This is a genomic window from Pseudomonas sp. HS-18, from assembly GCF_020401845.1.
Taxonomy (GTDB): Bacteria; Pseudomonadota; Gammaproteobacteria; order Pseudomonadales; family Pseudomonadaceae; genus Pseudomonas; species Pseudomonas nitroreducens.
This window is the reverse complement of sequence record NZ_CP084413.1, coordinates 6,345,448-6,366,923: the sequence shown is the minus strand read 5'-3', so window position 1 is coordinate 6,366,923 and position 21,476 is coordinate 6,345,448. Positions and strand designations below refer to the sequence as shown.

General features: G+C 65.8%; 19 protein-coding genes. 9 read left to right on the top strand and 10 right to left on the bottom strand.

Translation table 11 applies throughout. The features are described 5' to 3' along the window. Window positions 1–2: 2 nt before the first annotated feature. Complete coding sequence (locus LDJ84_RS29550) at window positions 3–1,427, top strand: cbb3-type cytochrome c oxidase subunit I (RefSeq protein WP_169889320.1); 1,425 nt, start codon at window positions 3–5, stop codon at window positions 1,425–1,427. Window positions 1,428–1,610: 183 nt separating this feature from the next. Then, window positions 1,611–3,458, top strand: a complete 1,848-nt coding sequence (locus LDJ84_RS29545) for a nitric oxide reductase activation protein NorD (RefSeq protein WP_169889318.1) — start codon at window positions 1,611–1,613, stop codon at window positions 3,456–3,458. Between the two features lie 209 nt (window positions 3,459–3,667). On the opposite strand, the gene LDJ84_RS29540 is transcribed toward LDJ84_RS29545, so the two are convergent. The 6 genes from LDJ84_RS29540 to nirK form a co-directional block, all read right to left on the bottom strand. After that, on the bottom strand, window positions 3,668–3,850 hold the full coding sequence (locus LDJ84_RS29540) for a hypothetical protein (protein ID WP_024766108.1): 183 nt from the start codon (window positions 3,848–3,850) through the stop codon (window positions 3,668–3,670). Window positions 3,851–3,854: 4 nt separating this feature from the next. Then, complete coding sequence (locus tag LDJ84_RS29535) at window positions 3,855–4,538, bottom strand: Crp/Fnr family transcriptional regulator (protein ID WP_024766109.1); 684 nt, start codon at window positions 4,536–4,538, stop codon at window positions 3,855–3,857. A gap of 108 nt (window positions 4,539–4,646) precedes the next feature. Next, window positions 4,647–5,318 carry an iron-sulfur cluster repair protein YtfE gene (gene ytfE, locus LDJ84_RS29530; RefSeq protein ID WP_226045667.1) on the bottom strand — a complete coding sequence of 224 codons (672 nt, stop codon included), beginning with the start codon at window positions 5,316–5,318 and terminating at the stop codon, window positions 4,647–4,649. 111 nt (window positions 5,319–5,429) lie between these two features. Beyond that, window positions 5,430–6,158 (bottom strand): Crp/Fnr family transcriptional regulator, encoded by a 729-nt coding sequence (locus tag LDJ84_RS29525; protein WP_024766110.1) that lies wholly within the window; start codon window positions 6,156–6,158, stop codon window positions 5,430–5,432. A 65-nt stretch (window positions 6,159–6,223) separates the two neighbouring features. After that, window positions 6,224–7,042, bottom strand: coding sequence for a formylglycine-generating enzyme family protein (locus LDJ84_RS29520; RefSeq protein WP_038803434.1), 819 nt, complete (start codon window positions 7,040–7,042; stop codon window positions 6,224–6,226). Window positions 7,043–7,107: 65 nt separating this feature from the next. After that, window positions 7,108–8,259: a copper-containing nitrite reductase gene (gene nirK, locus LDJ84_RS29515; protein ID WP_024766111.1), complete on the bottom strand. Its 1,152-nt coding sequence runs from the start codon at window positions 8,257–8,259 to the stop codon at window positions 7,108–7,110. A 243-nt stretch (window positions 8,260–8,502) separates the two neighbouring features. On the opposite strand from nirK, the gene LDJ84_RS29510 reads away from it, so the two are divergent. Further along, window positions 8,503–10,671 carry an outer membrane assembly lipoprotein YfiO gene (locus LDJ84_RS29510; protein ID WP_065083735.1) on the top strand — a complete coding sequence of 723 codons (2,169 nt, stop codon included), beginning with the start codon at window positions 8,503–8,505 and terminating at the stop codon, window positions 10,669–10,671. Between the two features lie 5 nt (window positions 10,672–10,676). Continuing rightward, window positions 10,677–11,384 (top strand): DUF3142 domain-containing protein, encoded by a 708-nt coding sequence (locus LDJ84_RS29505; protein WP_084359570.1) that lies wholly within the window; start codon window positions 10,677–10,679, stop codon window positions 11,382–11,384. A 45-nt stretch (window positions 11,385–11,429) separates the two neighbouring features. Here LDJ84_RS29505 and yegQ read toward each other — a convergent pair whose 3' ends face one another. Continuing rightward, the gene (yegQ, locus tag LDJ84_RS29500; RefSeq protein WP_084359572.1) at window positions 11,430–12,830 is read right to left on the bottom strand and encodes a tRNA 5-hydroxyuridine modification protein YegQ; all 1,401 of its coding nucleotides are present in this window, start codon (window positions 12,828–12,830) and stop codon (window positions 11,430–11,432) included. A gap of 295 nt (window positions 12,831–13,125) precedes the next feature. Further along, window positions 13,126–14,595, bottom strand: a complete 1,470-nt coding sequence (gene zwf, locus LDJ84_RS29495) for a glucose-6-phosphate dehydrogenase (RefSeq protein WP_413247438.1) — start codon at window positions 14,593–14,595, stop codon at window positions 13,126–13,128. Window positions 14,596–14,692: 97 nt separating this feature from the next. Between zwf and hexR the strand changes: the two genes are divergently transcribed. After that, window positions 14,693–15,577, top strand: a complete 885-nt coding sequence (hexR, locus tag LDJ84_RS29490; protein ID WP_024766116.1) for a transcriptional regulator HexR — start codon at window positions 14,693–14,695, stop codon at window positions 15,575–15,577. Between the two features lie 125 nt (window positions 15,578–15,702). Beyond that, window positions 15,703–15,918, top strand: a complete 216-nt coding sequence (locus LDJ84_RS29485) for a PA3496 family putative envelope integrity protein (RefSeq protein WP_037013823.1) — start codon at window positions 15,703–15,705, stop codon at window positions 15,916–15,918. On the opposite strand, the gene LDJ84_RS29480 is transcribed toward LDJ84_RS29485, so the two are convergent. Further along, window positions 15,872–16,807, bottom strand: coding sequence for a LysR family transcriptional regulator (locus LDJ84_RS29480; protein WP_024766118.1), 936 nt, complete (start codon window positions 16,805–16,807; stop codon window positions 15,872–15,874). The genes LDJ84_RS29485 and LDJ84_RS29480 overlap by 47 nt on opposite strands. A 239-nt stretch (window positions 16,808–17,046) precedes the next feature. Here LDJ84_RS29480 and LDJ84_RS29475 point away from each other — a divergent pair, with 239 nt between their 5' ends. The 3 genes from LDJ84_RS29475 (at window position 17,047) to LDJ84_RS29465 (ending at window position 21,092) form a co-directional block, all read left to right on the top strand. Next, entirely contained in the window at window positions 17,047–18,462 is a 1,416-nt protein-coding gene (locus tag LDJ84_RS29475; RefSeq protein WP_024766119.1) for an acetyl-CoA carboxylase biotin carboxylase subunit, read from the top strand. An 11-nt stretch (window positions 18,463–18,473) separates the two neighbouring features. Continuing rightward, on the top strand, window positions 18,474–20,288 hold the full coding sequence (oadA, locus tag LDJ84_RS29470) for a sodium-extruding oxaloacetate decarboxylase subunit alpha (RefSeq protein ID WP_065083734.1): 1,815 nt from the start codon (window positions 18,474–18,476) through the stop codon (window positions 20,286–20,288). 168 nt (window positions 20,289–20,456) lie between these two features. Further along, on the top strand, window positions 20,457–21,092 hold the full coding sequence (locus tag LDJ84_RS29465; protein ID WP_024766121.1) for a c-type cytochrome: 636 nt from the start codon (window positions 20,457–20,459) through the stop codon (window positions 21,090–21,092). Between the two features lie 57 nt (window positions 21,093–21,149). On the opposite strand, the gene LDJ84_RS29460 is transcribed toward LDJ84_RS29465, so the two are convergent. Then, complete coding sequence (locus LDJ84_RS29460; protein WP_024766122.1) at window positions 21,150–21,419, bottom strand: hypothetical protein; 270 nt, start codon at window positions 21,417–21,419, stop codon at window positions 21,150–21,152. Window positions 21,420–21,476: the final 57 nt, after the last annotated feature.

Genomic DNA, 21,476 nt, shown 5'->3' with positions numbered 1-21,476 from the left:
GCATGACCCCGGGCAATCCCTATCTGAAATTCGCCTCGCAGTCGGTGGCCAAGCCGTACTTCGTGTTCGCCCTGATGCTCTTTGTCGGGCAGATCGTCTTCGGCCTGATCATGGGCCTGCAGTACGTGGTCGGTGACTTCCTGTTCCCCGCTATCCCGTTCAACGTCGCACGGATGGTGCACACCAACCTGCTGATCGTCTGGCTGCTGTTCGCCTTCATGGGTGCGGCCTACTACCTGATCCCCGAAGAGGCCGACCGTGAGCTGTACAGCCCGAAACTGGCCATCGTGCTGTTCTGGGTCTTCGCCATCGCCGGCGTGCTGACCATCCTCGGCTATCTGTTCGTGCCGTACGCGGGTCTCGCCAGGCTGACCCACAACGAGTTGCTGCCGACCATGGGTCGGGAGTTCCTCGAACAGCCGACCATCACCAAGATGGGCATCGTGGTCGTGGCGCTGGGCTTCCTCTTCAACATCGGCATGACCATGCTCAAAGGCCGCAAGACCGCCGTCAGCGTGGTGATGATGACCGGCCTGGTGGGCCTGGCGGTGTTCTTCCTGTTCTCCTTCTACAACCCGGAGAACCTGTCGCGCGACAAGTACTACTGGTGGTGGGTCGTGCACCTGTGGGTGGAAGGCGTGTGGGAACTGATCATGGGCGCGATGCTGGCCTTCGTGCTGATCAAGATCACCGGCGTCGACCGCGAAGTCGTGGAGAAATGGCTCTACGTGATCATCGCCATGGCTCTGATCACCGGCATCATCGGCACCGGCCACCACTTCTTCTGGATCGGCGCGCCGCAGGTCTGGCTGTGGCTGGGCTCGATCTTCTCGGCGCTGGAGCCGCTGCCGTTCTTCGCCATGGTGCTGTTCGCCTTCAACATGGTGAACCGCCGCCGCCGCGAGCACCCGAACAAGGCCGCCGCACTGTGGGCGCTGGGCACCACCGTGACCGCCTTCCTCGGCGCCGGCGTGTGGGGCTTCCTGCACACCCTGGCCCCGGTGAACTTCTACACCCACGGTTCGCAGCTCACCGCCGCCCACGGGCACCTGGCCTTCTACGGCGCCTACGCGATGATCGTGATGACCATGATCAGCTACGCCATGCCGCGCCTGCGGGGCATCGGCGAAGCGCCTGACGCCCGTGCGCAGAGCCTGGAGATCTGGGGCTTCTGGCTGATGACCATCGCCATGCTGCTGATCACCCTGATGCTCACCGCCGCCGGCATCGTCCAGGTCTGGCTGCAGCGCATGCCGGCCGATGGCGCTGCCATGCCATTCATGGCCACGGTCGAGCAACTGAAGATCTTCTTCTGGCTGCGCCTGTACTCCGGTGTGGGCTTCTTCATCGGGCTGATCTGCTACCTGCTGAGCTTCCGTCAGCGCGGTCGTATGGCTGTCGCTTCCGGCGTGGCACAGGTGGGCTGATCGATCTCGTCAACCCGGGCCCGTCCGCTTTGCGGCGGGCCTTTCGACGTTTACAGCGCCTGTCGGATGACTGCGAGATGACCGTCAGCGCTTCTAGCGCCCCCTCCCTGAGGGGATAGGGGACTGGTTCGGCGCGGCATCCGGTGCCGCGCCTCCCTGTGCCTTCTTTCTCCCGGAGTCGCCATGACCATCCACCTCGAAATCGAAGAAGGCTTCGGCCGCGCCTGGCACCGTTTCATCACCCGCCGCGCCAGCCCGGAGTTCGAAGAGGCGGCAGTGGCCCTGGAGGAGGTGCGGCGCAGCCTGCTGCTGCTGTTCCGTGGCACCGGCGGCGAAGCCGGGGTCGGCGTGGAGGCGGCCAGTGCCCGTGAGCTGCTGGTACGCCGCAGCCTGCTGCAACAGGTTGCCGGTACCTGCCAGCAACTGCCGGTAGCCTGGTTCGATGCCGACTCCCTGCGCCTGCCGGCACAGCTGGCGGTATTCCCTGACGCCGACTTGAACTGCGAACTCTACCGCTGGCTGGCGCTGCTCGCCGCCCACAGCCAGCCGATGCGCCACTGGGCCCGTGATAACCAGGCCTGGACGCGAACGGTGCTGGAGCGTTACCCACTGCTGCGCCCGCGCTATCACCGAATGGTGAACGCCCTGCTCAGCCTGAGGCCTGACCCGGGCACGCTGCCGCCTGCCGAGGCGGAGCTGGAGCTGGCGCTGCAACAGGCGCTGCGCGATCCGGGCAGCATCGAACGTCTGCCCCGAAGTGAAAAGGCGCCCTGGCCGGTGCCGCTGTGGCTCTACCCGCCGCAGCGCCTGGCCGCGCCGCAGCACACCGACCTGATCGATGGCGCCGAGCAGGGCCGCTCCCCCCACAGCGAAGCCAAGGGCCTGGCGCGCAAGCGTGCCGAGCGTGTCGAACAGGACCCCGGCCGTGGCGGTCTGCTGCTGTTCCGTCTGGAGAATCTGTTCAGCTGGTCCGAGCACATCGAACTGGATCGCGCCGGCGATGACAGCGAAGACCTCGATGCAGCGAAGGTTGCCGACGACCTCGATCACCTGAGCCTGTCCCGGCAACGGCAGAAGAAGGGCGGCGGGTTGAAGCTCGATCTCGATTTGCCCGCCGCCGACTTCGACGACGTGCCGCTGGGCGAGGGTATCCGCCTGCCGGAATGGGATTACCGCCGCCGGCAACTGATCGAAGACCACGTCTGCCTGCAGCCGATGCTGCCTCGCGATGCCGTGCCGGCGCCGCTGCCGGACGCTCTGGCGCCCATCGCGCGGCGGCTGCGCCGGCAGTTCGAAAGCCTGCGCCAGCAGCCGCAGTGGCTGCGCCGGCAACCCCAGGGCGCCGAACTGGACCTGGAGGCCTGGCTGGATTTCAGCGTCGAACGACGCCTGGGCGCCTGCAGCGAGCCGGGGTTGTTTCTTGAGCGACGGCAAACCCGCCGCGACCTGGCGTGCCTGCTGCTGGCGGACCTGTCGATGTCCACCGACGCGCATATCGACAACGACCACCGCGTCATCGACCTGATCAGCGACAGCCTGTTGCTCTTCGGCGAGGCACTGCAGGCAGTTGGCGATCGTTTCGCCCTGTACGGGTTCTCCTCGCTGCGCCGGCAGCAGGTGCGCCTGACCCAGCTGAAGACCTTCGACGAGCGCCACAACGACACCGTGCGCGGGCGCATCCGCGCGCTGCGTCCTGGCTATTACACACGCATGGGCGCGGCGATCCGCCGGGCCACGCAGTTATTGCTGGAGCGCAAGGAACGCCAGCGCGTGCTGCTGATCCTCACCGACGGCAAGCCCAACGACCTGGATTTGTATGAGGGACGCTACGGCGTCGAGGACACCCGCCAGGCGGTGCTGGAAGCCCGTCGCGCCGGGCTGGTGCCGTTCTGCATCACCATCGACCGCGAGGCCGCGGACTACCTGCCGCACCTGTTCGGCAGCCAGGGCTACCTGCTGCTCAACGACCCGGCGCAGCTGCCGGTGCAACTGCCGCAGCTGTATCGGCAACTCACCCGTCGCCAGGGATGACCAGCAAGGAATGTAGGGCGAATGAAGCGGAACGCTTTATCCGCCACGGCGGATAACGCCTGGGCGTTATGCGCCCTACGAAGCTACGGGGCTGATGGCACATTCTGTAGGAGCGAGCTTGCTCGCGAACCGAATCCCGCAGCGGGGCCAGGTTCGCGAGCAAGGGCTAGGCGCTCCCCGCGGTCCTACGAAAAGCAGGCGAGCGGGCCTCAGCGCGGCAGCCAGACCATCATCGCCGCGCAGAACACCGCGAGCATCGCGCAGTACCAGGCGAAGCGCTTCAGCCGGCGCTGCTTTGCCAGTTCCTGATCAAGCGGCAGAGGCATCCCGCACTGCGGGCAATCGGCAGCGTCCTCGGGGCTCTCGTGCTGGCAATACAGGCACTGGCGCATGGACCTACTCGAACTGTTCCAGCCGCGCGACGTCGAGTACCTGCACGTTGCGTCCGTCGAGGTCGATGATCTTTTCGTCGATCAGCCGCCGTAGCACGCGGGAAAAGGTCTCCGGCTGGATCGACAGGTGCCCGGCCACCAGTTGCTTGGCCATCGGCAGCTCGAAGCGGTTGATTTCGCTGCCCTGGCGATTGAGCTGGGTGATCAGGTAGCGCACCACGCGGTGGGTGGAGTTCTTCAGCGACAGCGTTTCGATCTCGTTGATCCGCCGGTGCAGGCGTACGCAGAGGGTGGCGAGCAGGGAGAAGGGCAGCTGCGGGTTGCTGTGCAGCAGCTCCATGTAGGTGCGGTTGGCGAAGCGGTAGACCTGCGTGGGCTCCAGCGCCTGGGCCGAGGCCACGTAGTCGGGGGTGTCCATCAGCATCATGGCTTCGGCGAAGGTCTGCCGGCTGCCGACCACCTCCAGCACCTTCTCCTGTCCCTCCGGCGTCAGGCGGTAGATTTTCACCGCCCCGGAAATCACGAAGTAGAAGGCATGGGCCGGCTCGCCCTGGAGGAACAGCTTGTCGCCCTTCTCCAGGTTGAGCAGCGTGCTGGTGGCGAGCAACTGCTCCAGCTGTTCCTCGTTGAGCACGTTGAACAGGTGGTGGCCGCACAGAATCTGGTGGTGGACGCGATGCGCTTGCATGGCGGGGCGCTCCTGGGCGGGGACAATCCCGCCAGTATGTGCGATGCCGCCGGGCAGCGTGGTGAGGCAAGCTGTCACTGGTCGCCCTCCTGGCTCCCGGTTCGGCGCTCAGGCCGGGTGGTTGGCGCCGAGGAACAGCAGGTTGTTCTCCAGGTGGATGTGCTGCATCAGGTCGCGACGCAGTTCTTCCAGGCCGCTGTAGAGACGCCGCCAGCTGTTGCAGCCGTCCGCTGGCACGGTGAGGTCGTCGGTCAGGTCGGCCAGCACGGCGAGGGATTGCGAGTGCTCGTCGTGCTCATGGCGCATCACGCCGATCGGGCCCTGCACGTGGGACAGCGGGATGCCCTGGCGCAGCCAGGGGAAGAGCACGCTCTCCTCCTTGCACATGTGCCATTCCAGCTCTTCCTGGATGGTCTTCAGGTGCGCCGTCAGGCCGGCGGGGCACTGCGGGTGCGCGGCGTGGGTCTTCTCGACCCGTTCGGCCAGCGGGATCAGCGCCGGCAATTGCTCGCGGTGGACCTTGTGGTAACGCTCGAGGATGTGGTCGATGAGCTGGTCGTTGCTGGTCAGACGCCAGTCGGTCTGCTCATTGACCGGTGGCAGCGCCTGCAGTTCTTCGGCGATGCGCCGGGCGTCCAGGCCCTGCTCGCTGGCGGCCTCGCCCAGGCTGCGTTGGCCGGCACAGCAGAAGTCGAGCTTGTAGTCGTGGAACAGCGCACAGCTGCCCAGCAGGCTGAGGGCCAGGTCGCTCAGGGTGCGTTCGATGAGGGTATCGGTCATGGCTGGCCTCGGGCGGAGTGGGGTACGGCGGCCGCAGTCGTGGTGGCCGTCAATCTTGGCAGGGAGGCGGTCAGTCTAGGGAAGGGCGCGCACCACGCTCCTTGATTGCAGTCAAGCGTCCTCGACCAGCACTTCCCGCTCGTCGCCACCGGCCACTCGCATCAGCTGCTGCGGGTTGCACACCAGCAGCTTCTGCCGGCCACCGCGCACCAGACCACGCTCTTCCCAGGCGCTGAGAATGCGCGAGACGGTGTGCAGGGTGGTGCCGGTCATTTCGGCGATGTCCTGGCGGGTCACCGGGAAATCGATGCGGATACCGTCGGCTTCCGCTCGGCCGGACTGCTGCACCAGGCGCAGCACGGTATGCGCGACGCGCCGTTCGACCTCTTCGGTGGCCAGCTCGCAGAAACGTACGTGGGCTTCCTGCAGGCGCTCGCCGATGGCCTGGACGGTGTTCAGGGCGAAACCGGGGTGGCGGGCCAGCAGCGGTTCCCACTGGCTGGTGGGCCAGGCCAGCACGAGGCTGTCCCGGTTGGCGGTGGCGGTCGCGGGGTAACTGCTAAGGCCCAGGGCGCGCACGAAGCCGAACAGGTCGCCCGGATTGACCACCCGCACCAGCACCCGCTGGCCATCGCCGGTGAGCTGGGTGGCCTTCAGGCGGCCGTGCACCAGCAGGTAGAAGTTGCTCGCCGGCGCGCCCTGCTCGAACACGGCCGCGCCGCTGACCAGGCGCAGGATGCTGGCCTGGCGGAGGATGTCGTCCTGTTCCTCGCGGCTGCTGTTGGCGAAGGGCGGCAAACTGCCCAGCCAGGCGCGGTGGAGCGAGAGATTGGCGGTCACGGCGATGATTCCCGTCAGTTCGCCGCAGCATACCGGCTAAGGGCCGTGGCGGAACTTGAGGGGAATCAAGGGATGTCCCTGACCAGGCGGAAGCCGAGGTTGTCCGGTGGTTGCCCGGCGCTGCAGCCGCCACCGCGGGCATCGCGGACGAAATCGTTGATCGCCGCCCGGTGGCGACCTTCGGCGATGCGGATCGAGCAGTATTCGGCGCGTTCGGTCTGTGCGCCGCGGGCGTCGAGGTTGACCCGCTGATGGCAGCTCTGGGTCCATTCCCAGACATTGCCGCCCAGGTCGGCCACGCCGTATTCATTGAGCCCGTGATTGCCGCGCACCTGGGGCAGCGCCGAGGCACTCGTGCGGGTCTGTGCTTCCAGGCGGTAGCGCGCCAGCCAGCGCCGGGCGGGGTTGCTGCCATCGTCGTCGTCGTCGTCGATGCGCAGGGCATCGTCGGCCCAGCGCGAGCCGGCGAAGAAGGCCCACTCGCGATCGGTCGGCAGCCGCCACTGCTGGCCAGTGCGTCTGGACAGCCAGTCGGCGTAGAGCTGCGCATCCAGCAGGCTGGCGCCGGTGAGAGGCAGGTCGTCGCGGGGAGCGCTGTTGCCCAGCGGCAGGCAATCGCCTTCGGCCACGCAGCGGGCGTATTCGCCCTGGCTGACCTGGAATTTCATGACTTCGAAGCGCGGGGCGAGGTGTTCTCGCCGCGAAGGCGCGTCCACTGCCTGTTTCTCCAGCCAGTAGTCGCCCGCCGGACGGAAGTCGAAGTCGCGGGGTTCGAGTCTCACGGTTTGCGGTGCGAGTTCCGCTGCGTGCTGTGGCCGCAGCAGGAGGAAAGCCCCGCCCAGCAGCAGCGCGACGGGTACGCCGATCAGGATGGTCTTGCGCATGGTCTGCCCGGTCGTCGTTATCGTTTGCTGGGAAGGGGCCGGCCCGGATGGGCCGGCCTCGGGGCCTACTTGATCGCAGTGGGCGGCTGGATCTGGCTCATCAGGTCGTTGTTCCATTGGCCTTCGACCTGGATATGCGCCGCAGCGCCCAGCAGCACCGCTTCGATGAGGTTGTGGTTGAGGTAGGTGTACAGGCCCGGCTGCAGGAAGGTGTACAGCGCCGCGCCGGCCGCACCGCCGGGGATGAACCAGGTTTCCAGGTCCTCTTCCGGCGGATTGTTGAACTTGCCGGTAGCCCAGACGTGATCGCCATGGCCGCCGATCAGGTGCGGGCGGGTATCGCGGTTGGCCTGGGAGTGGACGATCAGCAGGGTCTCGCCGACATTGGCCTTGAGCGCATTCTTGCCGGTCAGGGCGCCGACCTTGCCGTTGAACACGATGTGACTGGGAATCAGCCCCTTCATGACCTGCTGCATATCGTTGTAGCTTTCCATGGGCGTACCATAGCGCTTGAAGTTGCCGTCCTTGTCGCGCGGGACGTAGAAGTCCTGCTCGCCGATATAGACCACCTTGTCGTACTTCAGCGCCTTGCCGTCGCGGTCTTTCAGGCCGTCGCGCGGCAGCACCATGATCGCCCCGTTCATGCCCGAGACCACATGCCAGGGGATCATCGCGCCGCCCGGTGCGCAGTGGTAGACGAACACGCCGGGGCGGGTGGCGCGAAAGCGCAGTTTCACTTCCTCGCCGGGCTGGATGATGGTCAGCGCGCCGCCGCCCAGGGCGCCGGTGGAGGCATGGAAGTCGATGTTGTGGGTCAGGGTGTTGCTCGCCGGGTTGACCAGGGTGAGTTCCAGGTAGTCGTCCTGGTGCACCACCATCATCGGCCCGGGCACCGAGCCATTGAAGGTCATGGCGTGGATCTCGGTGCCGTCGTCGTCGATGACCTGCTTCTTCTCCTCGATCACCATGCGGAACTGCACGACCTTGGGCTTGCCCTTGGCGCGCTGCTCGTGGGCATGGACGAAGGGTGGCGCAACCAGCTCGACCTGGACGTGCTCCAGCTTCGAGAGGTCCACGGCCGGCCCCATGTTCTTCGGCGCTGCCTCCCCGTCGGCCATTGCCGTGCCGCTGCCAAGCATGCTGCCGGTGACGCCCAGGACCACGGCGCCGGCCAGCAGGGTGCGGCGGGAAAGCGAAATCTCTTCCTGATCAAGCATGGGTAACTCTCCGTATTCGACGATCTGTCGTTGGGAGAAGAAATACCCGGTCGGCAAATTCCTTCTTTGAGCCGGAACAAAGAAGGAATCAGCTGGACAATGTGTCGCAGGCCCTGCTGTGCGGTAGATCGCTTTTACAGTCTTGCCCCCATGCAGGCGGGCAAGACCAGGCGCGGCGAGGTAAGATTCTTCCTGCTCTGAATTCCGGCCCGGCGTGCGGGCTCCAACGGACAAGGATCATTCATGCGTCTGTACGGACTGACCCTGCTGGCCCTGATCACCGGCTGCCTCGGCGTGCAGGAGGCGCGCGCGAGCAGCGACGACTCCTGTTATCCGAGCTGGAACCTCAAGCGCGACACGCTGGACGTGTGCAACAGCCTGCCTTTCCTGAGTCCGGGCAACGATAGCCGGGTCAATCTGCAACTGCTGCTGGCCGATGCCGGCCAGGCCAGCATCCCCAACCGCGCGCTGACCGACGACGAGCAGCAGCTGGGTTACGGCCAGGTGCCTTTCCCGCTGGCCCGCTGGCTCGACGGCGCGGCCCCGGAAGACGCGACCGACAGCACCAGCACCGCTTCCCTGGCCGATCTTGCCGCGCGCATCGGCCTGCCGGCGGATACCGTGCAGTCCTCCGCCGACAGCTTCGCCAGCGGCGAAGGCAGCCGCTGCCGCAGCAACAATCCGCTCACCGCCCAGGACTTCCTCAGCCAGCTGCTGCTGGCCGACAGCCTCACCGCCGGCGAGCGCCAGGGCCTGGCCCGGGCGCGTTTGACCCTGCTGGGTGCCTGCCAGTGGGACGAAACCCAGCTCAGCGTGCTGCTGCCGGGCGACCTGCAGAGCGCCCCGGCCAAGGCCTACCGTACTTACCTCAAGGGTGCGGCGGACTTCTACAGCGGGCGCTTCGCCGACGCGCTGAAATCCTTCCGTAGCCTGCAGGACAGCGACCAGGCCTGGCTGAAGGAAACCTCGCGCTACATGGTCGCCCGTGCGCTGCTCAACCAGGCGCAGCAGAACGCCTTCGACGAGATGGGCTACCCGGATCTGCGCAAGGTCGACAAGAAGATCCTCGTCCAGGCCGAATCCGCGCTGGGCGACTACCTCAAGGCTTATCCACAAGGCCGCTACGGCGCCTCGGCCAAGGGCCTGACGCGGCGTGTCTACTGGCTGATGAGCGATGAAGGCCGGCTGGCCGGCGAGTACGCCGAGCTGTTCGCCCGCGAGGATGCCGACGATCTCGCCCAACTGGTGCAGGAAGTCGACAACAAGCTGCTGGTCACCGCGCACCCGGCCGACGTGCGCGATGCGCGTCTGCTGGCGGTGCTCGATCTGATGCAGATGCGCCACCACGAGCCCAGCGAGCCCCGCGCCCTGGACGCTGCGGGACTGGCCGCGCAGAAGGACCTCTTCGCGAAGAACCCCGGCCTGCACGACTACCTGACGGCGGCCTACCAGCTCTATGTCGAGGAAAAGCCCGTCGAGGCGCTGAAGTCGCTGCCCGAAGAGCCGCCCGCCAAGCTCGACTACCTTGCCTTCAGCCAGCAGGTCCTGCGCGGTTTCGCCCTCGAGGCCGGCAACGACTGGATCGCCGCCGAGAAACTCTGGTTGCGCCTGTTGCCGCAGGCGGTACAGCCGCTGCAGCGCGACCAGCTGGAGCTGGCCCTGGCCTTCAACTATGAGCGCAGCGACCGCCTGGTGAAGGTGTTCGCCGAAGGCTCGCCGGTGCACACGCCGATCATCCGCGAAATCCTCCTGCGCCACATCGCGGGGCCCGAACTGCTGCGCCAGCAGGCGAAATCCACCAGCGTCTCCGTGGAAGAGCGCGATACCGCGCTGTTCGCCCTGCTCTACAAGGACCTGCTGCATGGCCAGTACCAGGCCTACATCGACGACCTCTCCCTGCTGCCCACCGATGGCAGTGGCAAGCCCCTGGGCGCCAGCATCGGCTACCTCTACGGCAGCATGCCGCTGTCGCTGTTCCAGTGGCCCGGCGGCAAGAACGACAGCGGCTACGAGTGCCCGGCGATCGTCGACGTCGCCCGCGACCTGCTGCAATCTCCGCAGCCGCCCAAGGCGCTGAACTGCCTGGGCGAATTCATCCTGCGCAACGGCCTGGACGGCTTCCCCCTCGACACCCAGCCCAGCGAGCGCGAACTGGGCGGGGGCGAGTCGCTGTTCCCCGGCACGCCCTACTCGCGCATGGACGGCTACCTCAAGGTCATCGCCGACAAGCAGGCGGTGGAAGAGGACCGCGCGTACGCGCTGTTCCGCGCCATCAACTGCTTCGCGCCCAGCGGCTTCAATGGCTGCGGCAGCCAGGACATTGCCCCGGTGCAGCGCAAGCAGTGGTTCCGCACGCTCAAGGGCCAGTACTCCGCCACGCCCTGGGCGAAGTCTCTGAAGTACTACTGGTAATCCTGGTGCGCCGGGCCGTGGTGCTGGCGCTGGCGCTGCTCGTTGGCAACGCCTCGGCGGCCGGCGTGGACGCCGCGGACCACGATGCCTTCTGGCTCTGGAGCGGCGTCGCGCCCCAGCCAGTGCTGGCCCAGGCTCGCACGCTCTACGTCCTGCAGGGGCAGGTCAGCGCGCCGCGCCAGCGCGAAGGCCAGGCCCGCCTGATCGCCCAGGGCATCGCCATTCCGCGCCTGAAGCAGGGCGAGGTCTGGGTGGTCTACCGCGCCCACACCCTGCGCTGGAGCGAGGACATCTACCGCACCCTGCTGTCCCAGCTGCGCCGCTGGCGCGCGGCGGGCAACCCGGTGGTGGGCGTGCAGATCGATTTCGATGCCCGCACGCGTCACCTGGACGAGTACGTCGACTTCCTCCAGGACCTGCGCAAACGTCTGCCGGAAGACTGCAAGCTGAGCATCACCGGGCTGATGGACTGGGGCAGCAATGGCGCACCGGAGACCATCAATCGCCTGGCCGGCGTAGTGGACGAGGTGGTGGTGCAGACCTACCAGGGACGCACGACCATTCCCAACTACCAGGCCTACCTGCCGCGCGTGGCGCGCCTGCAACTGCCCTTCCGCATCGGGCTGGCGCAGTACGGGGAATGGCAGGCGCCGGATTACCTGGCGCAGAGCCGGTGGTTCAGGGGGTATGTGGTGTTCCTGCAGAACCCGTGAGAGTGGTGCAGGTGACTAACCAAGCTCGCGGTTCCTGCAGCTAAATCAACCGCCACCACACCCACACTTGCCGCACTCGTTCGCGCATCCGTCGGCCGTCGCTTCGCGAGCATCCCGTGTGGTTCCGCCATTCAGGTTACGCATCAGCAAGGCGTACTGCAGGTCCAGTTCCCCGGGCACCGGGATATGCACCAGATGGCCATCACCCGGCGCGACGCCGATTGACTCGCCACGGGCGTTCTCCATGGCATTCAGGCGGAAGGTGCGGTTGCCGGCCGGGGTCATCAGCTCGACGCTGTCGCCGACTTCGAAGCGGTTCTTCACCCGCACCTCGGCCAGCCCGTGACGGCGCTCGCCGGTGAACTCGCCGACGAACTGCTGGCGCTCGGACAGGGAGTGGCCGTACTGGTAGTTCTGGTACTCGTCATGCACGTGGCGGCGCAGGAAGCCCTCGGTATAGCCGCGATGGGCCAGGGATTCGAGGGTGTCCATCAGGCCGAGGTCGAAGGCGCGCCCGGCGACGGCGTCGTCGATGGCCTTGCGGTAGGCCTGGGCCGTGCGCGAGACGTAGTAGTGGGACTTGGTGCGGCCCTCGATTTTCAGCGAATGCACGCCCATCTGCGTCAAACGTTGCACATGCTGGATGGCGCGCAGGTCCTTGGAGTTCATGATGTAGGTGCCGTGCTCGTCCTCAAAGGCTTCCATCAGCTCGCCGGGGCGGTTGGCCTCTTCGAGCAGGACGATCTCCTTGGTCGGTGCGCCGATGCCCAGGGTCGGTTCGACGTTGCGCACGGCGTGGCCCAGTTCGTCTTCGTGGGCGGCGTGGGTCTGGTATTCCCAGCGGCAGGCGTTGGTGCAGGTGCCCTGGTTGGGGTCGCGGCGGTTGATGTAGCCCGACAGCAGGCAGCGCCCGGAGTAGGCCATGCACAGCGCGCCATGGACGAAGACTTCCAGCTCCATGCCCGGCACGCGCTCACGAATCTCGCCGATCTCTTCGAGCGACAGCTCGCGGGAGAGGATCACCCGCTTGAGCCCCTGCTGGCGCCAGAACTCCACGCTGGCCCAGTTCACCGCGTTGGCCTGCACTGAGAGATGTATATCAACCTCGGGGAAATGCTGGCGAACCAGCATGATCAGGCCGGGATCGGACATGATCAGCGCATCCGGCCCCAGGGCGATCACCGACTCGACGTCCTGCAGGAAGGTTTTCAGCTTGGCGTTGTGGGGGGCAATGTTGACCACCACGTACAAACGCTTGCCCAGGGCATGGGCTTCGTTGATGCCGGTGGCGAGATTGGCGTGGTCGAACTCGTTGTTGCGCACCCGCAGGCTGTAGCGCGGTTGGCCGGCGTAGACGGCGTCGGCGCCGTAAGCGAAGGCGTGGCGCAGGCTTTTCAGCGAGCCGGCGGGGCAGAGCAGTTCGGGGGCAAACGGAGTGCGGGACATGGCAATGCAGCGGGTAGTGGGAAAAAGGCTGCCACTCTAGAAAGTCCGCGGGCTGCGCGTGCTGAGCGAGGTCAACGGATCGCGCCAGAATTCGGTACGTCCGATGTATGCAAGAGTAACGGTCTTCTGTCGGCCACGCGGTGCCAGCGCATCCCCTCGCTCCAGCCCTCTCCCCAAGGAGAGGGAGCCGTCCGTACCGGCTGACGCCAAGGCTTCATCCTCCACCGAACGGTCCCCTCTCCCGCTTGCGGGAGAGGGTTAGGGTGAGGGGGCCTTTGATCCTGTAGGAGCCCTATCACTCCAGCCAGCGCCGTCCCTGCAGCTCCAGCAGCGTCTGCGCCTGCTCCGGCCCGTTGCTGCCGGCCGGATAGGGGCGCGGGCTCTGGTAGTGCTCGTGCCAGCCCTTGATGATCGGGTCGACCCAGCTCCAGGCCGCTTCCACCTCGTCGCGGCGCATGAACAACGTCGAGTCGCCCTCGATCACGTCCAGCAGCAGGCGTTCGTAGGCGTCCCAGCGGCGCTTGTTGATGCTGAAAGCCTGGGCGAGGTTGAGGTCCAGCTCCACTGGTTCCAGCTGCATGCCCTTGCCGGGGGCCTTGGCCATCAGTTGCACGCTGATGCGTTCTTCGGGCTGCAGTCTTATCCACAGACGGTTGGCCGCGCCGGCACCGTTGCCGATCAGGCTGTTGGGGACCGGCCTGAACTGAATGACGATCTCCGAGCACTTCTTCGCCATGCGCTTGCCGGTGCGCAGGTAGAACGGCACGCCAGACCAGCGCCAGTTATCGATCTCCGCCTGAACGGCGACGAAGGTCTCCGTATCGCTGTCGTTGTCGACGTTCTTCTCGAACCAGTAGGCCGGAACATCCTGTCCGCCAATGTGTCCGGCGGTGTACTGGCCGCGCACGGTCTTGTCCTGCACGTCCTGCCCGGTGATCGGCTTGAGCGCCTGGAGGATCTTTACCTTCTCGTTGCGTACCGCCTCGGCATCGAAGCGCACCGGCGCTTCCATGGTCACCAGGCAGAGCAACTGCAACAGGTGGTTCTGCACCATGTCGCGCATGGCCCCGGCATGGTCGTAATAGCCGCCGCGGTTTTCCACGCCCAGGGTTTCGCTGACGGTGATCTGCACGTGATCGATGAAACCGTTGCGCCATACCGGCTCGAACAGGGTGTTGGCGAAGCGCAGGGCCATCAGGTTCTGCACAGTTTCCTTGCCCAGGTAGTGGTCAATGCGGAACACGCGGGATTCGTCGAACACCTCGCCGATGGCCTGGTTGATCGCCACCGCCGATTCCAGCGAATGGCCCAGCGGCTTCTCCAGCACGATGCGCGCCAGCGGCCCGGCCAGGCCGGCGATCTTCAGGTTCTGTGCAATGGGCGCGAACAGGCTCGGTGTGGTGGCCAGATAGTGCACCAGCACGCGACCTTCGCTGCGCTTGAGGGCCTTGGCCAGGCGACCGAAGTCGGCGCTCTGCGAGGCGTCCATGGCGACGTATTGCAGGCGCTGGGCGAAGCTGCGCCAGGCTTCGGCGGAGAAGTCGCTGCGCGCCACCTGCACCCGGCAGTTGCGCTCGGCAAGGGCAAGGTAGGAGGCATTGTCGCGGTTGCTGCGGGCGAGGGCGAAGATCCGCGTGTCGGCCGGCAGGCGATTCTCCCGGTGCAGGTGATAGAGCGCCGGAAGCAGCTTGTGCAGGGCCAGGTCACCACTGCCGCCGAATACCAGGATGTCGCAGGAACTGGGAAGACTAAGGCTGGCGGGCATATTCAACGACTTATTCCCTGGGCTTGGCGAGTAGTTTTGTAGTATAACTACAACAAGACTACATAAATTTCAGACAACTATCACCGAGCCCATCCCTGTGAACCTTTTGCAGCACATTGCCCAGTCGCGTCATCTGCTCCGCAAGTCGGAGCTCAAGGTTGCCGATCACGTGATGCAGGACCCTGCATCGGTCATGCACAGCTCCATGGCGGACCTCGCCCATGGTGTCGGCGTCAGCGAGCCGACCATCGTGCGTTTTTGCCGCGCCATCGGCTGCAGCGGTTTCCAGGACCTCAAGCTCAAGCTGGCGCAGAGCCTGGCCGCCGGCGCCAGTTTCGGCCAGTTCTCGATCAACGAGAGCGACTCGGTGGCGGACTTCAGCCTGAAGATCTTCGACACCACCCTGCACTCGCTGATGGAAGTGCGCGAGCACCTCGACACCCACGCCCTGGAACGCGCCATCGCGGCCATCGCCCACGCCCAGCGTGTCGAGTTCTACGGCTTCGGCGCGTCGGGCGCGGTGGCGGCGGATGCCCAGCACAAGTTCTTCCGCCTGCTGCTGTCGGCGGCGGCGTATTCCGACCCGCACATGCAGGCCATGTCGGCGGTGACTCTGAAGCCTTCGGACGTGGCGATCTGCATCTCCCAGTCCGGCCGCTCCAAGGACCTGCTGGTGACCGCCAATCTGGTGCGCGAAGCCGGCGCCACGCTGATCACCCTCTGCCCCAGCCAGACTCCGCTGGCGGACCTGGCGACCGTGAACCTCGCGGTGGACGTGCATGAAGACACCGACATCTACACCCCGCTGACCTCGCGCATCGCCCACCTGGTGGTGATCGACGTTCTGGCGATGGGCGTGGCCATGGCCCGCGGCCCGGACCTGGTGAACCACCTCAAGAGCGTGAAGCGCAGTCTGCGCAGCCTGCGCCTGTCGCCCAAGGTGGTGAAGAACCACGAAGAGCGGCCGGAAGAGGCGTCCTGATTCGGCCGTAACGGTGCCGCCGACCGCTCGTCGGCGTCACCGCCGCTTTCATTGCCGCGTCGTCAAACCGTCATCCGCCCCCAGCATGCTGGCGTCTCCAGCCCTTCGGCCTTGGGAGATGCGAGATGCCCCGCCATATCGACGACACCCAGCTCCAAGTGGACAGCAAGACCCGCCGCAAGCTCGAAGACCAGCGGCGCATGCAGTTCCGTCGCGCCATCGAGGACCGCGTGGAGGCCCAGCGCCTCGCCCTCGAAACCTCCGATTACCCTGACCTGATCGCCGCCGCCTACCTCACTTCGGCGAAGGCGGGCCGGCGAAGCGTTCGGCAAGCTGGCTGATCAGCGCCCGCTCTTCACGGATGAAGGCGACGAACGCCTGGGCCACCGGACTCAGGCGCTTGCCGCGGGCATGTACCAGACACCAGCTGCGGTAGAGCGGCAGCTCTTCCACCGGCAGTTCGTGCAGCAGCCCGGACTGCAGCTCGCGGCTCACCGCATGGCGTGGCAGCAGCGCCAGTCCCAGTCCCGCCAATACCCCTTCCCGTGACCCCTCCAGCGAGGCGAACTCCAGTGTCTGCGCGAAGTGCGCGCGTTTCTGCTGGAAGTGTTCCTCACAGGCCTTGCGCGTACCCGAGCCGGGTTCGCGGATCAGCAGCGGATAGGGTTCCAGGTCCTTCAGCGAAAGCTTCGCGGCGTTGCACAGCGGGTGGTCCGGCGGTGCCACGGCAACGATCGGGTTGTTCAGGAAGGGCAGGAACTCCAGCGCCATGTCCTGCGGCACCAGGGACATGATCACCAGGTCGTCGCGGTTATCCGAGAGGCGCTTGATCACCTGGGCGCGGTTGACCACCGTGAGGTTCAGGCTGACATCCGGGTGCTGCGCGTGGAACGCGGCGAACAGGTGCGGAGTGATGTACTTGGCGCTGGATTCCACCGCCAGGCGCAACTGGCCCTGCAGCGAGCCCTTGAGGTCGGAGAGGTTCATGTCCAGCACTTCCAGGCGCTGGAAGATGTCGTTGGTGGCGCGCAGCAGGGCGTCGGCGGCATCGGTCTGGTAGAGCTTCTTGCCGATGTACTCGAACAGCGGCTGGCCGACCAGTTCTTCGAGCTGGCGGATCTGCAGGCTGACCGCCGGCTGGGTCAGGGCCATTTCTTCGGCGGCGCGGCTGTAGGAACGGCTTTCGCACACCGCGCGGAAAACCTGCAGCTGGCGAAGGGTCATACGCATCAATGACTTACGCATAGAAGCCTACTCGATGGCGACATTTTTCAGCGACTATAAAGCATTCTTTATGGCTACCCCAATAATTATTGATTTTGGTTAATCCTCCCTCCCGCGCTAGGGTAAAAACACGCCGGAACCCGCTCCGGCCACGAATATCCACAAGAGAATCCAGCTGCCTGAACGGGGCTGCCGATTGGTCTTTACGCCGGGGTCCACAAGGCCCGGGCCGAGGGAAAGCCGCAGTGATCAAGAAAATCCTGATCGCCAACCGTGGGGAGATCGCTGTCCGGATCGTGCGCGCCTGCGCCGAGATGGGCATTCGTTCGGTGGCCGTCTATTCCGACGCCGACCGCCACGCCCTGCATGTGAAGCGTGCCGACGAAGCGCACAGCCTGGGCGCCGACCCGCTGGCGGGTTACCTCAACCCGCGGGCGCTGGTGAACCTGGCCGTGGAAACCGGTTGCGACGCCCTGCACCCCGGTTACGGCTTCCTCTCCGAGAACGCCGAGCTGGCCGATATCTGCGCCGAGCGCGGGATCAAGTTCATCGGCCCGTCCGCCGAAGTCATCCGCCGCATGGGCGACAAGACCGAGGCGCGCCGCAGCATGATCGCCGCCGGCGTGCCCTGCACTCCCGGTACCGAAGGCAACGTCGCCGACCTGGCCGAAGCCCTGTCCGAAGCCGAGCGCATCGGCTACCCGGTGATGCTCAAGGCCACCTCCGGTGGCGGCGGCCGCGGTATCCGCCGCTGCAACAGCCGCGAAGAGCTGGAGCAGAATTTCCCCCGGGTGATCTCCGAGGCCACCAAGGCCTTCGGCAGCGCGGAGGTCTTCCTCGAGAAGTGCATCGTCAATCCGAAGCACATCGAGGCACAGATTCTCGCCGACTCCTTCGGCAACACCGTGCACCTGTTCGAGCGCGACTGCTCGATCCAGCGCCGCAACCAGAAGCTCATCGAGATCGCCCCCAGCCCGCAGCTGACCCCCGAGCAGCGCGCCTACATCGGCGACCTGTCCGTGCGCGCGGCCAAGGCCGTGGGCTACGAGAACGCCGGCACCGTGGAGTTCCTGCTCGCCGATGGCGAGGTGTACTTCATGGAGATGAACACCCGCGTGCAGGTGGAACACACCATCACCGAGGAAATCACCGGCATCGACATCGTCCGCGAGCAGATTCGGGTGGCGTCGGGCCTGCCGCTGTCCGTGAAGCAGGAAGACATCATCCACCGTGGCTTCGCGTTGCAGTTCCGCATCAACGCCGAAGACCCGAAGAACAACTTCCTGCCGTCCTTCGGCAAGATCACCCGCTACTACGCGCCCGGCGGCCCCGGCGTGCGCACCGACACGGCGATCTACACCGGCTACACCATCCCGCCGTACTACGACTCGATGTGCCTGAAGCTGGTGGTCTGGGCACTGACCTGGGAAGAGGCGCTGGACCGCGGCCTGCGTGCGCTGGACGACATGCGCGTGCAGGGCGTGAAGACCACGGCCGCCTACTACCAGGAAATCCTCAAGAACCCGGAATTCCGTAACGGCCAGTTCAATACCAGCTTCGTCGAAAGCCACCCGGAGCTGACCCAGTACTCCATCAAACGCACCCCGTCGCACCTGGCCATCGCCATCGCTACCGCCATTGCCGCCCACGCTGGCCTGTGAGGATCACGTACATGACCGTTGCCAAGAAAGTCACCGTCACCGATACCATCCTGCGCGACGCCCACCAGTCGCTGCTGGCGACCCGGATGCGCACCGAGGACATGCTGCCCATCTGCGACAAGCTCGACAAGGTCGGCTACTGGTCGCTGGAAGTCTGGGGCGGCGCCACCTTCGACGCCTGCGTACGCTTCCTCAAGGAAGACCCGTGGGAGCGCCTGCGCAAGCTCAAGGCCGCGCTGCCCAACACCCGCCTGCAGATGCTCCTGCGCGGGCAGAACCTGCTGGGCTACCGCCACTACAGCGACGACGTGGTCCGTGCCTTCGTTGCCAAGGCGGCGGTCAACGGCATCGACGTGTTCCGCATCTTCGACGCGATGAACGACGTGCGTAACCTGCGCGTCTCCATCGAAGCGGTGAAGGCTGCTGGCAAGCACGCCCAGGGCACCATTGCCTATACCACCAGCCCGGTGCACACCATCGAGGCCTTCGTTGCTCAGGGCAAGGCCATGGCCGACATGGGCGTGGACTCCATCGCCATCAAGGACATGGCCGGCCTGCTGACTCCGTATGCCACCGGCCAACTGGTCAAGGCGCTGAAAGAGGCGCTGCCGCTGGACGTGGTGGTGCACTCCCACGACACCGCCGGCGTGGCCAGCATGTGCCAGCTCAAGGCTGTGGAAAACGGCGCCGACCGCATCGACACCGCGATCTCCAGCATGGCCTGGGGCACCAGCCACCCGGGCACCGAATCCATGGTCGCCGCCCTGCGCGACACCCCGTTCGATACCGGCCTGGACCTGGAGCTGATCCAGGAAATCGGCATGTACTTCCACGCCGTGCGCAAGAAGTACCACCAGTTCGAGAGCGAGTTCACTGGCGTGGATACCCGCGTGCAGGTCAACCAGGTACCGGGCGGGATGATTTCCAACCTGGCCAACCAGCTCAAGGAACAGGGCGCGCTGAACCGCATGCCCGAAGTGCTCGCGGAAATCCCCCGCGTGCGCGAAGACCTCGGTTTCCCGCCCCTGGTCACCCCGACCTCGCAGATCGTCGGCACTCAGGCGTTCTTCAACGTGCTGGCCGGCGAGCGCTACAAGACCATTACCAACGAGGTGAAGCTCTACCTGCAGGGCCGTTACGGCAAGGCGCCGGGCAAGATCAACGAGCAGCTGCGCCGCCAGGCCATCGGCAACGAAGAAGTTATCGACGTGCGCCCGGCCGATCTCATCAAGCCGGAGCTGAACAAGCTGCGCGAAGAGATTGGCAGCCTGGCCAAGTCCGAAGAGGACGTGCTGACCTTCGCCATGTTCCCCGACATCGGCCGCAAGTTCCTCGAGGAGCGTGCCGCCGGCACCCTGAAACCCGAAGAGCTGCTGCCGATCCCCAACGGCAAGGGCGTCGCCGCTGCCGGCGGTGAGGGCGTACCGACCGAATTCGTGGTCGACGTGCACGGCGAGAGCTACCGCGTGGACATCACCGGCGTCGGTGTGAAGACCGACGGCAAGCGCCACTTCTACCTGTCGGTGGATGGCATGCCCGAAGAAGTGGTGTTCGAGCCGCTCAACGAGTTCGTCGGCGGCGGCGGCAACAAGCGCAAGCACGCCAGCGAGCCGGGCCATGTCAGCACCACCATGCCGGGCAACATCGTCGATGTGCTGGTGAAGGAAGGCGACAGCGTGAAGGCCGGCCAGGCCGTGCTGATCACCGAAGCCATGAAGATGGAGACCGAAGTGCAGGCGGGCATCGCCGGCACCGTGAAGGCCATCCACGTAGCCAAGGGCGACCGGGTCAACCCCGGTGAGATCCTGGTTGAAATTGAAGGCTGACCAAGGACAGACGGGTCTTTAAGGTTCAGTCCCACGGGGGAGCACGATGCTCCCCCTTTTTTTGCCCGCAGGTTTTTCAGCCGACGGCGCGTTTGCTTGATCTGCGTCGGAAACTTCCTTCAGAAACCCATTAGCGTCGACGCTGGGAAAACTGACCAGGGTGCGGTGATGGGGAGAGTCGTTCTGTGGTGGGTGCTGCTGTGCGCGAGCGCCCAGGCATTGGCGCAGTCATCGGAAATGATGGATCGGCTTGCTGCCCTGGAGAAGGACCCGGCCAAGCGCGAACAGGCCTATGCGGCCGCCGAGGAGCGCATCCTGCTGTGCAGCAAGTGCCACGGCAAGGACGGCAACAGCAAGCGCGATTACATCCCCAACCTGGCCGGGCAGAATCCGCAGTACCTGTTCGATGCCTTCGAGAAGTACGTCGACGGCCAGCGCACCGACTTCGTGATGAACCAGGCGGCCAAGCTGCTGACGCTCAACGAGCGGGTGAATATCGCTTACTACTTCAGCCAGCAGGAGGTCCTGCCACGCACGGAAGCCGTGCCTGACGCGACGGAGATCGAGCAGGGTGCCCAGCGTTTCGCCACGGTCTGCGTGACCTGCCATGGCGCCCAGGCGATGGGCCGTGATGGCTTCCCGCGCATTGCCGGGCAGCCAAGGCCTTACCTGACCCACGCGCTGCAGCGCTACCGTGACAAGGACCCGAGCCGGGCCGGCTCGCCGATGCTGGCGGTAGCCGGGCTACTCAGCGATGACGACATCAAGGCGCTGGCCGCTTACCTCAGCCAACTGCGCCCCTGAATCAACCAGCCGCCCTGCGGCGGCTGGCTGGAATGCGCTGTAAAGCCGGGTGAAATCCTACTGCTGCTTGTTCTCGGCCGGCTTGTCGGCGGTCTCGGGTTGCGCTTGCGGTGCGGCCTGTTCGGCGGCTGGCTGCTCTGCCGGAGTGGCTTGTTCCTCGGTGGAAGCCGGTGCGGGCTGCTCCGCCGGCGCGGCTTCAGGTTGCGGCGCAGGCTTGGCTTGCTGGGTGGCGGCTGCGGGCACAGCGGTCTGCGAGGTCGGCTCGGGTTTCTTGTCGCAGGCGGCGAGGACGGCGCAGGCGGCGATCAGGAGGCAAAGCTTTTTCATGAGGGTGCTCACTCATCGAGGGTTGGCGAATGCCGGTCGGTTGACCGGGGCCGCAAG

Bases quoted from the DNA above. Each gene is read 5' to 3' on its own strand.
- LDJ84_RS29550 (WP_169889320.1), top strand. From the start codon at position 3: ATGACCCCGGGCAATCCCTATCTGAAATTCGCCTCGCAGTCGGTGGCC.
- LDJ84_RS29545 (WP_169889318.1), top strand. From the start codon at position 1,611: ATGACCATCCACCTCGAAATCGAAGAAGGCTTCGGCCGCGCCTGGCAC.
- LDJ84_RS29540 (WP_024766108.1), bottom strand. From the start codon at position 3,850: ATGCGCCAGTGCCTGTATTGCCAGCACGAGAGCCCCGAGGACGCTGCC.
- LDJ84_RS29535 (WP_024766109.1), bottom strand. From the start codon at position 4,538: ATGCAAGCGCATCGCGTCCACCACCAGATTCTGTGCGGCCACCACCTG.
- ytfE (WP_226045667.1), bottom strand. From the start codon at position 5,318: ATGACCGATACCCTCATCGAACGCACCCTGAGCGACCTGGCCCTCAGC.
- LDJ84_RS29520 (WP_038803434.1), bottom strand. From the start codon at position 7,042: ATGCGCAAGACCATCCTGATCGGCGTACCCGTCGCGCTGCTGCTGGGC.
- nirK (WP_024766111.1), bottom strand. From the start codon at position 8,259: ATGCTTGATCAGGAAGAGATTTCGCTTTCCCGCCGCACCCTGCTGGCC.
- LDJ84_RS29510 (WP_065083735.1), top strand. From the start codon at position 8,503: ATGCGTCTGTACGGACTGACCCTGCTGGCCCTGATCACCGGCTGCCTC.
- yegQ (WP_084359572.1), bottom strand. From the start codon at position 12,830: ATGTCCCGCACTCCGTTTGCCCCCGAACTGCTCTGCCCCGCCGGCTCG.
- zwf (WP_413247438.1), bottom strand. From the start codon at position 14,595: ATGCCCGCCAGCCTTAGTCTTCCCAGTTCCTGCGACATCCTGGTATTC.
- LDJ84_RS29485 (WP_037013823.1), top strand. From the start codon at position 15,703: ATGCCCCGCCATATCGACGACACCCAGCTCCAAGTGGACAGCAAGACC.
- LDJ84_RS29480 (WP_024766118.1), bottom strand. From the start codon at position 16,807: ATGCGTATGACCCTTCGCCAGCTGCAGGTTTTCCGCGCGGTGTGCGAA.
- oadA (WP_065083734.1), top strand. From the start codon at position 18,474: ATGACCGTTGCCAAGAAAGTCACCGTCACCGATACCATCCTGCGCGAC.
- LDJ84_RS29465 (WP_024766121.1), top strand. From the start codon at position 20,457: ATGGGGAGAGTCGTTCTGTGGTGGGTGCTGCTGTGCGCGAGCGCCCAG.
- LDJ84_RS29460 (WP_024766122.1), bottom strand. From the start codon at position 21,419: ATGAAAAAGCTTTGCCTCCTGATCGCCGCCTGCGCCGTCCTCGCCGCC.